The organism is Actinacidiphila paucisporea (assembly GCF_900142575.1).
GTDB lineage: Bacteria > Actinomycetota > Actinomycetes > Streptomycetales > Streptomycetaceae > Actinacidiphila > Actinacidiphila paucisporea.
Genome location: NZ_FRBI01000054.1, coordinates 1 through 12923, shown reverse-complemented (window position 1 = coordinate 12923; position 12923 = coordinate 1). Strand labels below are relative to the sequence as shown.

11 protein-coding genes and 3 pseudogenes are annotated in these 12923 nt (G+C 69.1%); 4 read left to right on the top strand and 10 right to left on the bottom strand.

The genetic code is table 11. The features are described 5' to 3' along the window. From BUE44_RS35030 to BUE44_RS38230, 5 genes and pseudogenes are all read right to left on the bottom strand, one after another. Positions 1–434: pseudogene (locus BUE44_RS35030) on the bottom strand (hypothetical protein); the annotation flags it as partial. After that, on the bottom strand, positions 431–1351 hold the full coding sequence (locus BUE44_RS35025) for a hypothetical protein (RefSeq protein WP_073503059.1): 921 nt from the start codon (positions 1349–1351) through the stop codon (positions 431–433). The gene BUE44_RS35025 and the pseudogene BUE44_RS35030, both read right to left, overlap by 4 nt. After that, on the bottom strand, positions 1348–1596 hold the full coding sequence (locus tag BUE44_RS35020; RefSeq protein ID WP_073503058.1) for a hypothetical protein: 249 nt from the start codon (positions 1594–1596) through the stop codon (positions 1348–1350). The genes BUE44_RS35025 and BUE44_RS35020 overlap by 4 nt, the downstream gene beginning before the upstream one ends. Positions 1597–2015: 419 nt before the next feature. Beyond that, positions 2016–2553: pseudogene (gene tpg, locus BUE44_RS35015) on the bottom strand (telomere-protecting terminal protein Tpg). Between the two features lie 172 nt (positions 2554–2725). After that, the gene (locus BUE44_RS38230; RefSeq protein WP_200804626.1) at positions 2726–3052 is read right to left on the bottom strand and encodes a hypothetical protein; all 327 of its coding nucleotides are present in this window, start codon (positions 3050–3052) and stop codon (positions 2726–2728) included. Positions 3053–3208: 156 nt separating this feature from the next. On the opposite strand from BUE44_RS38230, the gene ku reads away from it, so the two are divergent. Continuing rightward, on the top strand, positions 3209–4141 hold the full coding sequence (ku, locus tag BUE44_RS35010; RefSeq protein ID WP_073503057.1) for a non-homologous end joining protein Ku: 933 nt from the start codon (positions 3209–3211) through the stop codon (positions 4139–4141). A 140-nt stretch (positions 4142–4281) separates the two neighbouring features. Here ku and BUE44_RS35005 read toward each other — a convergent pair. Then, positions 4282–4509: pseudogene (locus tag BUE44_RS35005) on the bottom strand (hypothetical protein); the annotation flags it as partial. A 114-nt stretch (positions 4510–4623) separates the two neighbouring features. On the opposite strand from BUE44_RS35005, the gene BUE44_RS35000 reads away from it, so the two are divergent. Genes BUE44_RS35000 through BUE44_RS37295 form a run of 3 tightly spaced genes read left to right on the top strand, consistent with a single transcriptional unit; the run spans position 4624 to position 8431 of the window. Next, positions 4624–5844 carry a tyrosine-type recombinase/integrase gene (locus BUE44_RS35000; protein ID WP_079190364.1) on the top strand — a complete coding sequence of 407 codons (1221 nt, stop codon included), beginning with the start codon at positions 4624–4626 and terminating at the stop codon, positions 5842–5844. Next, a complete protein-coding gene (locus BUE44_RS34995; protein ID WP_073503056.1) occupies positions 5841–8015 on the top strand; it encodes a tyrosine-type recombinase/integrase in 2175 nt (724 codons plus the stop codon). Before BUE44_RS35000 ends, BUE44_RS34995 begins: the two co-directional genes overlap by 4 nt. Beyond that, a complete protein-coding gene (locus BUE44_RS37295) occupies positions 8012–8431 on the top strand; it encodes a DUF6262 family protein (RefSeq protein WP_143172666.1) in 420 nt (139 codons plus the stop codon). The genes BUE44_RS34995 and BUE44_RS37295 overlap by 4 nt, the downstream gene beginning before the upstream one ends. Here the strand turns inward: BUE44_RS37295 and BUE44_RS34990 are convergent. The 4 genes from BUE44_RS34990 to BUE44_RS37290 form a co-directional block, all read right to left on the bottom strand. Next, a complete protein-coding gene (locus BUE44_RS34990; protein ID WP_073503055.1) occupies positions 8415–9503 on the bottom strand; it encodes a hypothetical protein in 1089 nt (362 codons plus the stop codon). The genes BUE44_RS37295 and BUE44_RS34990 overlap by 17 nt on opposite strands. Before the next feature lie 1022 nt (positions 9504–10525). After that, positions 10526–10993 (bottom strand): RDD family protein, encoded by a 468-nt coding sequence (locus BUE44_RS34980; protein ID WP_073503054.1) that lies wholly within the window; start codon positions 10991–10993, stop codon positions 10526–10528. Positions 10994–11314: 321 nt separating this feature from the next. After that, the gene (locus tag BUE44_RS34975) at positions 11315–12016 is read right to left on the bottom strand and encodes a DciA family protein (protein ID WP_073503053.1); all 702 of its coding nucleotides are present in this window, start codon (positions 12014–12016) and stop codon (positions 11315–11317) included. Next, a complete protein-coding gene (locus BUE44_RS37290; protein WP_143172665.1) occupies positions 12013–12819 on the bottom strand; it encodes a hypothetical protein in 807 nt (268 codons plus the stop codon). The genes BUE44_RS34975 and BUE44_RS37290 overlap by 4 nt, the downstream gene beginning before the upstream one ends. Positions 12820–12923 lie beyond the last annotated feature (104 nt).

Here is a 12923-nt window from a genome sequence, read left to right as displayed (position 1 = left end):
GTCTCGCCGCGGGACAGGTGGTAGAGGTAGAGCAGGTACCCGGCGGGGTTGTCCCCGGCTCCTGCGGCATACTGCCACCACAGGCGGGCGCTGTCCTGGGCGTCGGTGAGCTGGAGGATGCAGCCGACCAGCCGGGCGCCGCGTGGGGCGGGCAGCGACTCGGTGACCAGGTCGGTCAGCGAGGTGCTGGCGGTGTGGTTGACCACGGTCTCGCACAGCACCTGCAGGCCGCTGGCTGCGTTGTCGACGACCGTGTCGGCTTCGGCCGGCGGCGTACTGGCTGGGGGGCAGGTGTATCCGTAGGCGTAGCTGTCGCTGCTTTCGCAGGCGCATGCGCACCTGCTGCGGCCGTAGGCGGATGCGGATGTCACGTCTGCCGGTGCGGGTTCCTTGATCATCAAGGCTCCGGACAAAAGCTGGTCGATCGTGCTCACGGAGCGTTCTCCCCCGGGTTGGTGGTGCAGTTCAGATCCGCCTCGAGAATGCGGCGGCCGTGAAGGTCAAAGGCTGTGGCCAGGGCTGAGGGGACACCCATGACACGGGCGACGTCCTCTTCGGGCAGGCCGCACAGGCTCCGCAGGACGATCGCGTCCATCGGATTGTGCGGCAGCCGGCCTATGGCGGCGAACAGATCGATGGTCTCCTGCACGTGCTGGAACTGGTCGACCAGGCCGTCGGCGTCGAACTGCGTCGAGAACGCCGCCAGCGTCAGGTCGGGGTGACCGTCCGCCAGTTGCGTGGCGCGGCACAGGACCCGCTCGCGGAAGACGCTCCACGCGTAGCGGCCGACGTTCGGACTGCCCAGGGCCTGCTCCCAGGTCATCCAGAGGATGTCGAAGGTCTCGTCCACGACCAGTTCGGCGCAGTCGCCGACCACGAGGAACGCGCGGGCGAAGCCGATGTAGGCGTCGCGGACGTCGTGGGCCAGGGCGCGGTGGTCCAGCGGCTGCCGTTGCGGCTCCAGCAGAGGCACTTCCTTGACGCAGCCCTCGATCCAGGTCTCTTTCCTGTCCGCCTCGCGGGCGGCGTTCGCCCACAGCCGGCGCATCGGGACCATCGGCGCCCCCAGCGCCCGGCCCACGTTCGAGGTGATCTCCCAGCGTGGGTAGAGCCCCTTGCCGCGCAGCAGCTCCGAGATCCGCGGCTTGCTGTAGTTCGCCCGCCTCACGAGCTCGTCGAGCGTCAGGCCGCTGGCGCTGAACCGGCGCCGCGTCGGTTCCAGCCAGCCCCGGTGGGCTACACCTACGCCTTCGGAGATCGGCTCGGGGCGGCGGCCGCGCCGGTTGGCGGCCTCCGGATCAAGGGGGTCGGGTTGCTCCCAATGCTCTGGAACATCGAAGGAGGGACTCACCGGGCGCGCTCCTCGCCTGCCGCAGCCTCATCGCCGTGGGCTTCGCCGATCGCGTCGGCGGGCAGCTGCTTCGAGGTGAGCAGCGGGGGGCCGTCGCCCAGGGCCGCGGCGATCTGCTGAACAAGCAGTCCAAGGGACGGCACGAGCGTGACCATGGCGGTGAGCTGACCGAGCACGGCCATCACCGCGCTCCACAAGCAGACCGTCACCAGGGCGATGACTGTCAGGATCTGTTTGCTGCGCATAGGAACCGTTCCGGGGGAAGGGGAAAATTGCGTCTGGAAGGCCCCGGGGCGGCGTTGCTCACGCGCCGTCAGGAGCCGGACCGCCAGCATGGTCCGGCCACCCGCTTGTACGCCACGTGATCATGTGATTACGAAACAAAGGCGTGTGCGCCGACCGCGACACAAGTGAACAGTGGGCTCGCACACAGGTGCAAAGGATGCCCCGATGAATCCTTTTGGGGGCGGAAACGCCCAATCCTCTTGTTGTCGGGTCCCCCGCCACCACCATGGAAGGCAGGCGCCCAGCGCCGGGACCTTCCCGTCTGGAAGGCCGTGCCGTCCTCCGTGCTCAGAACCACCCCCAGGGGGACGCACGCCGCTCCCGCCCGGCCCCTTGACCGGGCGGGAGCGACGAACACCCGCAGCCTGTCCGGCAGTCGTCAGAAGTCGAGCTCGATGTAGTCGATGTCGGTGAACTCCACCTCGAGGTCGGCCGCGCGGCGGCCACGGTCCTTGAAGTAGATCTCCTGGAGTCCCTCGGCTGCGATGCCCTGAAGCTGCTGCTCGGTGGCGTCGGCGGCCTGCGCGTCGAACAGCCGGCTCGCGTAGACCGGCGGCAGGTGCTGGGTGATGCGCCGCATCCGCCCGTCGTCCGTCGACCCGGGCGCGCCGGTGAACCCGAACCGGGCCCGGGTCTCGATCACGATGCCACCGCGCGAGGCGGCGTGCTTCTTCGCCCGCTGCTGCACCCGGGGCTGCCAGTCGCGGCGCACCTCGCGCTTCAGTCGGGCCGCCAGGTCCTTGCGCGGCTAGCCGCAGCGTGCCCTTGAGGTAGCGCTCCACCGTGCGCTGGGTGACCCCGAGCCGAGCGGCCAGGGCGCGGGTGGAGCCCTTCTCCGCCTTGAGCAGGAACCGCATCTGCGCTTGCGCGGACTTCGGGATCGGGCGGGTCGCGGTGTTCGCGGCCGCCCGCCTGATTGCGTCGTCGGGTGCAGTAGGGCTCGCGCGCGTCCTGGTCCAGGGGGGAGGCCGAGTGTGCGAAGGCGGACTGTGGCGCGGGCGTGGCGCGTTTTCCCGCTGACGGGTGACAGGGCTCCGACACTTGCTGGCAGCGTTGCGTGTACGGCGCGGGTCCGGGGATTTCCGCCCTCTACGCCTCCCGTGCGGCCCGGTGCAGTCCCTGCGCGACGTCGTAGCCGCCGTTGAGTCCTGCGTCGGCGATGCCCTTGCGCAGGGCCAGCGCTGCTTCCACCACGGCGGATGCGAGGCCAGCGAAGTGCGCGTCTTCTTCTGCCGTCCAGGGGCGAACCTGCGGGCTTTCCCACCGCCGTGTCGGATCATCTTTCAGGCCTCCGTCTGCGGCCTGTGCCCGGCGGGCAGCGTTGACCTCTTTGCGGTACGCCGCCACGGCGTGCCACGCGGCGTGTGCGCGTCTTTGCAGGTCAACGAGGTCAGCGGGGAATTCGGTGGCGGTCATGGGCGCATGTTACGACTGAGGTGTGACAACGGTGCGACGCGCTGGCACGGGGTGTCTCAGCGCCCGCCCGGTAGGGGCGCTGAGCGGGCTGCGGGAGGCCGCGGAAGGCCTTAGCCTGCGGGAAAGGGGACTGCTGCCTGTGGGAAGGACCCAATCGTGCCGGCGATCTGGAGCGGGACTCTCACCTTCGGCCTGGTAGCGATACCCGTCCAGGTGGTGGCGGCCGTCCACTCCCACAAGGTGGCCTTCCGGCAGATCCACCTCGATGACCGGGGCCGGGTCCGGAACCGGAAGGTCTGCGAGCTGGAGATGGACCAGGCCCATGGTCCGCACGCACTGGCGCCGGATGAGATCGGCCGCGCCTACGAGGCCCCCGACGGGACACTGGTGCCGATCTCGGACCAGGAGCTGGACAACCTGCCGCTGCCCACAGCCAAGACGGTGGAGATCAGCGGCTTCACCGACCTCGGGTCCATCCCGGGTGAGCAGTTCGGCGTCCCCTATTTCCTTGCCCCGCAGACCCCCGCCGCGAACAAGCCCTACGTCCTGATGCGGGAGGCCCTCACCCGGGCCGGGAAGGGCGCGATCGGGAAGATGGCTTTCCGCGGCACCGGCGAGACCTTGGCCGTCATCCACGCGCAGGGCGAGGTCCTGGTCCTGCACCGCCTGCACTGGCCTGACGAGCTGCGCGCTGCCGATGACGCGGCACCACGCGAGGACGTCGAGTTGTCCGAGGACGAGGTCCAGGCTGCGCTGGACTACATCGGCGTCCTGAGTGACATCGACATGGACCAGATGCACGACGACTACGCCGCAGCCGTCCGCGACCTCATCGATGCCAAGGCTGCCGACAAGGCCCCACCCGCCCCCGAGCGGGAGGATCGTGAGAAGGCCGGCGTCACCGACCTGATGACCGCGCTGCAGCGCGCCACCGAGCAGGCCCGGGCCGATCGCGGTGAGGACGCCGAGGTCCACCCCATCGACGGCGACCAGAAAACGGCGCAGAAGGCGCCGGCCAAGAGGGGCACCGCGAAGAAGGCGCCGAAGAAGACTGCTGCGAAGAAGACCACACGCAAGCGGGCCGGCTGACCCCGGTGCGCGAGGGGCAGAAGCCCTCTTACCGGCGCGACCGGACCGGCCGATACCCGCTCCGCCCGCCCCGACCAGGGCGGGCCGTGCTCCGATGCGGATCGAGGGCTAGGTGGTGAGGGCTGTCGGCCGGGAGGGCTTCAGGCCAGGTGCAGCACGGCCAGGGCGGTCGTCCAGTCGGTGGTGATGGCCTGCTGCGCCTGAGCGAGGGTGATCTTGCCGTTGCACACTGCGGTGTGCAACTTCGTCTCCACGGGGTCCTTGGCGTTGTTCACTCCGGTGCCGGGCTTGTGGCCCGGGTCCGGCGGCTCAACGAACAAGTTGCGGGGATCGTTGGGGTCGCCTCCGAGCTGGAGCGAGATGAGGTGACATCCGGGGTCGCCATTGAGTGCCGCTGATGTCGCCGGCGGTAGGCAAGGTACTGGGTCTGTGCCCGTCGCAACCGCACTATCTGGTGTTGTTCGCTCGCGACGGTGACGCCTATGACGATCGATGCACGCCGGACGTATCAGTTGCCTACGGTCGCGGGCATGGCAGTCAGACAGCGCGTCACGTGTGGTGACGAGGTCACGTACGTAGTCCTTGATCGGCAGTGGCGTGTCGTGGAAGCAGCCGAGGAGTATCTGGAGCATTTGCGGCAGGAGCCGTACTCACCGCATACCGTCCGCAGCTACGCGCACGGCCTCGCGCTGTGGTGGTCGATGCTCGAAGAGCGCGATCAGGACTGGCGCAAGGTCGGTGTCCAGGACCTGGCTCGCTTCAGGCAGCGGCTCCGCAACAGCGGGAGCGACCCCTCCGTGCTCAGGCTCCGCCCGAACAAGCCCGTGCCGGACAGCACCGTGGACGCAGCCCTGACCGCGGTGATGAGCTTCTACCGCTACCAGGCGATCGTCGCGGATGTGCCCGCTGCCCGGCAGTTCTACGTCCACGTCAAGGGCGGCACGACGGAGGCCCGCGGCCGATACGCCTCGTTCCTCGGGCACCTCGGCGGAGGCCAAAACCGCCGGGTCGTCGGCCGGCGCCGCGACCCGAAGTCGCCGCCGCCATTTCTGACGCCCCCGCAGATCACAGTGATCAAGCAGGATGCTGCTGCTTTCCAGACCGAGGCCGGCTGCTGGGTCGGGGACCTGCGCATGCGGTTGCTATGGATGCTGCTGGAGGAGACCGGACTCCGCCTGGCCGAGGCGCTGCTGCTGCAGCACGGCGATTGGCATCCGGGCACGGGCACCACCGCATGGGTGGAGGTGCAGCCGCGCGAGGACCAGCGGCGACGACTGCGGGTGAAGAACCAGCAGTACCGGCGCGTCTACATCAGCGATGACCTCGACGAGCTCTATGGAGAGTACCTGTTCTGGCTAGTCGACCTGGGTCTCGAACTGCGGGACGCCGATCCGGTGTTCGTCAATGTCTTCCGGGGAGAGTTTGGGCGTCCGCTGCGGCCGGAGACGGTCTACGACTGGATCGAGGGCTTCAAGCGCAGGCACCCGCTGCTGCCGCCCGGATGGACCCCGCACTGGTTCCGGCACACCCACGCCACGGCGCTGCTCCTGGCCGGCGTTCCCGAGCACGTCGTGCAGCGCCGCCTGGGACACGCTGACATCCAGACGCTGATGACGACCTACGCTCACGTCACGGAAGACGCCGCAATGCGGGCGGCCGCGGACTGGAAGACGCTGGCGGCACGCTGGGGTGCAGTCGCATGAACCAGGCCCTGCTCTATCGGCCGCGGCGCACGGCCCGGTCCGACCCGCGGTTGGGCCACACCGGGATGTTCGACGCGGAGATCAATGCACGTCTGGCGGAAGAACTGCCGGCCGCCACGCGGCACTCCTACTTCAACCGGGCGACGATCCCACGGCACTGGCTGGAGGCGATCTTGGAGAACCAGCCGTCATACCGCGCCCGCGAAAAAGGCGTCGCACTGGACCTGCGGGGCCTGCCGGCCAGCATGGTCACCGAGTTCGCCTGGTCGATCGAGCGGCAGGTCCAACTCGGCATGCGCATCCAGGCGCAGTACACGACGAAGTTGACCCGCCAGGTCGCCCTGGTTTTGGCCGAGCCTCACTCGTCGGGTCTGATCAGCTTGACTGATCTGTCCCGGGAGGAGTGGTCCCGCCGGATCCGCAAGGCCCGCACGCGCATGGGCGAGCCGATCGCGGCCAATCAGATGACGGCCATGGGCCGTGTCCTGGGCCGCACGTTGGACCTGCTCGTTCACGTCTACCACCAGGGCCCGTGGTGGGAGCTGAACGTGTGGAATCCACAGTTGGACACGCGCATCCCACTGCGCGAGCACGAACCCAAGCGCCGCAACCTGATCTACTTCAGCCACCTGACCACGCCCTGGCTGCGCGAGGCCGCCAAGTGGTGGCTGTCGCGCCAACTGGAGCGCGGCGTCTACACCTGGAGCACCGCCTTCACCCGCCAGGTGAACCTCTCGTGGTTCCAGCGCTACCTCGACGCCGCGGGATGCGACGGCCCGCACCTCGTCGACGACCAGCGCCAGCTCGGGCGGTGGGTCCAGGGGTTCCGGCAGTGGCTGAATCAGCAGCGCTGCACGGGCGGAGTGAACAAGGGCGCCCTACTCGGCCAGATCCAGCGCCGCGCGGCGATGACGGGGCTGGAGCAGCTCTACCGCTTCTTGTTCGAAGAACGCCAGGAAGCCGCCGAGGCCCTGAGTGAACCTCGCTGGCTGCGCCTGGGCCCGCAGCACACCGTGCTGTTCCGCTACGGCGACAAGCCCACCGGCCCCAAGGCGCCGCCGCCCGATGCCGTCCTCAGCGACGCCGTGATCAGCCGGATCGCCGAGCACAGCGGCCTGCTCGCTCAGCCCAAGGACGAGGGCGGATTCGACGACGAACAGCTGGTCCGCATCGTCGGCCTGCTGATCAAGACCGGCAGGAGGATCAGCGAGATCACCCTCCTCGACTTCGACCCGATCGTCGCCATCGCCTTCCCCGACCCTGATGGCCACGTCGCACGACTCCGCTACCAGCAGACGAAGATCATCACGGATGAGAACACCATCCTGATCGACCAGGAGACCCTCGATCTGGTTCGTGAGCAGCAGAAGTACGCGCGCGCCTTCATGGCCGACCAGAACCGGGCCGGCGTCGCCCCGAAGTACCTGTTCCTGGGCGAGCGGAACAACCGCATCGGCGACCACTCCTACCCCGCAACCACAGCCCGCCCGCGCCTGACCGCGTTCGCCGCGGCCATCGACCTGCGCGACGACCAGGGCCACCTGATCAAGATCTCCAAGACCCACACCTTCCGGCACACCAAGGCCACCAGCCTCCTCAACGCCGGCGTCCCCCTGCACGTGGCCATGCGCTACATGGGCCACAAGACCCCCGCGATGTTCATGCACTACGCCCGGACCCTGTCCGCAACGGCCGAGCGGGAGTTCCTGCGCTACCAGAAAGTCACCGCCGACGGCCGGACCTACGACCGCGACCCGCAAGAGATGTTCGAGGCCCTCGCCCTGGACCAGCGCACCGACCGGATCCTGCCCAACGGCTACTGCACCCTGCCGCCCCGCCAGTCCTGCGACAAGGGAAACGCCTGCCTGTCCTGCACGAAGTTCGTCACCGACGCCACCTTCACCGACGTACTCCAACAGCAGCGCAAGCAGACCGCCGAACTCATCGACCAGCGCCAGGAGGCCCACACCCAGCGCTTCGGCCAGTCCATGACCGACGACAACATCTGGCTCCGCGGCCGCAGCGAAGAAGTCGCCGCCCTGGACGGCGTCCTTCTTGCAATCGAGCGCATCCGCCACAGCGACGGCACCACCACGGCCGTCCGTGGTGCCGGCGCCCCGCAACGGCGACTCCGACATGGCACGGACGACGACAACCCAGAAGCATCATGAGCCGCAATATCGAGGCCCTCGCCAAGGCCGCCCAGCGCCGTCACAAGCAAGCCGAGACCGCCGTCGAGAAAGCACTGCGCCACGCCCGCATGTCGCAACAGCCCGTGAGCGTCGCCTCCATCGCCCGTGCAGCGGGGGTGTCCACCGACTTCATCTACCGACACCCCACCCTCCGCCCCCAAGTCGAAGAGCTCCGCCGCGCACGACGCAATGCCACCTCAAACAACGCAGGACACGACCCCGACTCCCAAGCCGCCGCCAGCACCCTGGTCCGCCGGCTCACCCAGCAACTCGCCACGGAGCGCCGCAAACACAGAGAAGAACTCACGCAACTGCAGAGCGCACTCGCCGCCGCCCACGGCGAACTCCTCGCCCTTCGACGACAGACCGAAACGGGATTCACCCGGTCGCCATGATGTCCTTCTGGACAGCCGGGGCGATGCGGCTAAGCCAGGAGTCCACCTCGTGTGGTTCCAGGACTCGATCGAGGACGAGTGCGGGGGTCATGTGCCGGAACACCCGCCCGATGCCCATCCCGAAGTTGCCGTTCGCGGGGTGCAGTACCAGCACGCGGGTGCCGTCCAGCGGTTTGATGTCGGCAGGCACGCCCTCCGGGTAGATGTATGCGCCGTGACCATCGAAGACACGGAACCGGCGGATCGCCGGATTGCCCGGGCCCAACTGCGGGTCGCCGTCCGTCGCTGCCTCGACCCACGACCGGTCGGGACGCACTCCGGAGAGCAAGTCACGACCGGGGTCGCCGATGAGCCGGTCTGCGAGCAGGATGTGCAGCTGGAAGTTGTCTCCGACACCGCTCATCGTGAGGGCGTACCCCCGCCGGGCATGCGGGTCCAGGACGACCAGCTGTTCGTTGTCGAGAACGGCAGCCAACTGCCCGACCCAGGCGGCGAGCTGCGAACGCCTGCCCACCGCCGCTGCGCGCTCCCGCAGCTCCGCCTTGGCTGCGGCAGGCACAGCAGCCCGGAAAGAGCCGTCCCCCAACACGGTGATCAACGCCTTGAGCCAGTCCTCCATGTCGAACCACGACATGGCGATCCGGGTCATGTCCGCCTTGTTCGGGCGTCCCTGAGGTCGGGCCAGAGTGACAAACGCCTGCACCAACTGCTTCGTACTCGCGCTCACCGGTTCCGGCAACGGCCGCCCAGGAGCAGCGTCGGCCCAGAACCCAGGAACCAGATCGTTGAGCATCATCGATTCCGAGGCCCGCTGCGGCAATACCCCAGCCAGCGCCATCGGTGAAGCACCCCACTCGACGCACGCCCCAGCCAGGAGGGCCGTCTTGGCGAAATCGCCCGCCAGACCTGGCAGCAAGGGAGCGAGGGCTTCGACCGCAGCGGTCAACCCTGCCGGACTTTCCGCTCGCGCGGTGTCCGCGAGCCGCGACATGGCCCGCTGATAGCCGCGAGCCGAACCTGATGTCATCTGCGCGACAAGCTCGTCGACGAGCGCATGTATGTCCGAAGGCACTTCGGCACGCTAGCACCTCAGCGATCACGGCATAGCGGCTGATGCCCGAGACCGGCCGGCACTCCTGGAGTGCCGCCGCGCAGACCTCGCGTCAGCGACATACCGCTGACGTCATGAACAGCAAGGAGGACTCTCTACATCGTCACAACCCCGGATAGCAGGTGGTCGTACTCGGCATCGGACAGGAACCCGGTGTAACCGTACGAGGCTGCGTTGGCAATCTTCTCCTTGCCGGTCACCGACTCCGGCGGGCGGATACCGCCGGTGTAGCCGCCCTTGCGGCAGATCGTCGTCTTGATGTTGGCCTGGGTGACAGCCGGACTGATCGCGCCGGGCGTGCAGGCGGGGTCCTCCAGCGGCTCGCCCTTCTCGTACCGGTAGTGGCAACTGCCCGCCGGGGGCTGGGCTGCACCGTGTAGTGCTCCACCGGGCCGGCCCCCACCGGAATCGGCCCGGCCGACGGCGCACCGGCCGCTGACCCCACGGCGGACGTAGTGGTCGAACCGGCCGGCGCCGACGCCCCGCTCTCCGAAACTGCAGGATCAGGCCCAGCCGACGCCCCGGTGGGACCGCACCCTGCCAGCACGACTACCCCTCCGACGGCAATAGCGGCAAACACGGCACGCATCAACATCTCCCTCGCAGGCGCAGCAAATCGGATGAACCACCGCGAGATTACCGGCCCTACCAGCTGGGAGTCCGCCAGATGGCCGTCCTGCCCCCGAACGAGCGAGACCCCTGCAACCTCATGCGTGCCGTAGCGGCTGTGCAGCAACCTGCTCATCAGCCGGGCAATCGACGAAATGCCGCGATCGCAGTGACGAAAAGGGGATTCACGAGTCCTGCATGACCGCGATCCTTCCGCCGCGATCGAGGTGGTGCGCCCGCCGGGTGGCGGTGCAACGCCGCAGGCGGGGTGAGCGTCCCGTCGTCACCCTGTTCGGCGAGTTCCGAAGATCCGCGCGACGGTTGCCCCGACCGGCATGGTGCTCTTGGCCGGGACGGTGCGGTGGCTGAAGGGTTCAGGGCCTGATGACGACGGAGTGGACGATCTTGTCGGCGAACGTCTGCCTCTTCGCGTCCCAGGCTGGCCAGAGGAATCCGAGGTAGCAGGGCACCAGGTCCAGGATGTGCAGCAGCTTGCGGCCCAGTGCTCGGCCGAAGCCCAGTAGTTCGCCGTCGGCTTGACGCACGGTCCGCGTACCCACGGCCATCTTGCCGGGGGTCTGTCCGGCGGTGCCCTCCAGCCAGGCGTAGATGACGGTGAAGGCCAGCGTGATCAGCGTCTCGGTCATGGCGGCCGCGTACGGATGCAGGGTCTTGTAGACGACCAGGTTCGGCACGGAAATGATCAAGGTGTCGATCAGCCCGGACACCACGCGCCGGCCCCAGTTGGCAAGCCGCGGCCCGCCGGCGGTGGTGTCCTTGCCGTACGCGGCCAAGTCCGGGGCGCCGTCGTGCGGATAGGCAGGAAGGGGCGCCTGGGACACAGTCTGCTCACCCGCGAATCGGTCGATGCCGGGAGTGGCTGGAGGGGTTCTGTCCGCAGGGACTGGTGGCGTGTTCACGGCGGTAAGTAAAGCAAACCGGCCGCCCTGGCGATCGGGCGGTCGGTGGCCCTCGCGGCGTCGCTCGTGCCGCCGGCACGCCGCCACAGCTCCAAGGCGGCTGGGGCGAATCACCGGTCCCGCCGTCCGACGCCAGGAAGGATGCCGGGCGTTACGAGTTACCTCTCAGCCGAGTAGTCCGGCCGGGAACCACATCCCGTCCGCCCGGGAACCTGGTACCTCGGCCCACCCTATTGCCGCAGGTCAGCACATTCCGTCGGTGGGCCCAGCCAGCAGCCGCAGTGCCTGGCCCTCTATCGCGGCGCGGACGGCCGGGGCGAGCCGGTCGCCCTGCTTCGTGCCGGCCTGGAGGGCGGTGAGCGCCTGGCGGTAGCCGTCGGAGGCTTCTTCGCGGGTGCGCACCGGTCCGGCCGGCTTCGGCGCGGCGTCCGGGGCCAGGTCGGCGGCCGGGGTGGAGGTGTGGATGCCAGGTGGCAGGACGCGGATGCTGTGGACCGTTTCGCGGCCGGCGGCCTGGTTGGCGAGCGCGATCAGGCGGGCGGTGCTCATGCGCAGTTGGGTGGCGTAGGCGGGTGAGTCGGGCAGCAGGTCCAGGCGGCCGTGCTCTGCGTCGAACCCGACGGCGCGCACGTGCGGGACCAGGTCGGGTGCGATGGTCGGCCACTGCTGCAGGATGCTTCCGCCGGCGGCCGGGACTTCCCAGGCCCGCTCGGTGACGAGCTGCTGGAAGACCGCCGCCAGGCCGCGGGGGTCGCGTCCGTCGCCGCGTACGCTGCGGCTGGTGCGCACCCGGCGGGGCTTGCCGGGGCCGGGCTGCTCGCCGCGCTTGCGGGCGTTGGCCTTGGCGGCCTGCAAGGCGACCCGGGCCAGATCCACACCGGAAGCCGAGGCCGGCTCGCTGCTCACCGGCGGGCGCGGGCTGCTGCTGGGGTCGGTGCTGGTCACTGCTGCCCTCTGTCGATGCCGAACGTGCTCAGCGACGTCATGCCGGTCAGCTGCCGGGCGCGGTGGACCAGGCCGGGGCCGTAGATGTGCTCCGCGGCCGCCGGCCCCCAGCAGTCCACGGCCATGGTGATCAGCGTTGTCTCGCCGTTCATCAGTTCCGCGGCCGCGGTGCGGCGCATGTCCGCCAGCTCGGCTGCGGTCAGGTCCTGCGGGCCCGACAGCTCCGTCAGCCCTGGCTCGTTGCCGGCCGACAGCGTGGGCGCGAAGGCTTCGCTGAGCAGCTGGTCGACCTCACGCCGCACGGCGGCGCTGCGCGGCGCCGGCCAAGCGCTCTCGCTGCGTTCTTGCTGGTTGCGGAGCTGTGCGATGCGGTCCTTGCGGGCGGCGTCGACGGCGGCGTTGCGGTGGTCGACCTGCACGGCGCGCTGCTGGCGGGTGGTCCAGCCGGGCATGGTGGCCATGCCGCGCAGCCGGGCCGCGAGGAACCCCGACGCACGCCGTACGCCGCCGGGCGGCTCTTGGCGCAGGTCCAGGGCTGCCAGGACCTCATCGGCGCTCCAGCCCGCGTCGGAGACCTCGTTGACCGCCCACGCGATCCGCGCCTTGTCGGCGGGCCGCAGCCACGGCACCCGGCGCATCAGCTCACCGGCCAGGGAGAACCGCTGCCCGACCTGGTTGAGCTTCCGCGGCCCGTGCTTGGCCTTCTTCGGGTGAGACGACTCGTGCTGCCCGCTTGCGAGCTTGTCCTCAGAGGGATCAGGGGTACTACCGGCAGTGGAGACAGTTGAGGTACCACCCTGCATTGGGGTGCAACGGCCCTCGTCCAAATCCGGTCCGGAAGCCGGCTCCTGGCCGTCAGTTCTAAGCTCCGGTGCACCCTGCGCCGCCGCCGCCGCCGCCGCCGCCG

Excerpts from the sequence above, each read along its gene's own strand:
- BUE44_RS35020 (WP_073503058.1), bottom strand. The coding sequence starts at position 1,596 with ATGCGCAGCAAACAGATCCTGACAGTCATCGCCCTGGTGACGGTCTGC.
- BUE44_RS38230 (WP_200804626.1), bottom strand. The coding sequence starts at position 3,052 with ATGACCGCCACCGAATTCCCCGCTGACCTCGTTGACCTGCAAAGACGC.
- BUE44_RS35000 (WP_079190364.1), top strand. The coding sequence starts at position 4,624 with ATGACGATCGATGCACGCCGGACGTATCAGTTGCCTACGGTCGCGGGC.
- BUE44_RS34995 (WP_073503056.1), top strand. The coding sequence starts at position 5,841 with ATGAACCAGGCCCTGCTCTATCGGCCGCGGCGCACGGCCCGGTCCGAC.
- BUE44_RS37295 (WP_143172666.1), top strand. The coding sequence starts at position 8,012 with ATGAGCCGCAATATCGAGGCCCTCGCCAAGGCCGCCCAGCGCCGTCAC.
- BUE44_RS37290 (WP_143172665.1), bottom strand. The coding sequence starts at position 12,819 with ATGCAGGGTGGTACCTCAACTGTCTCCACTGCCGGTAGTACCCCTGAT.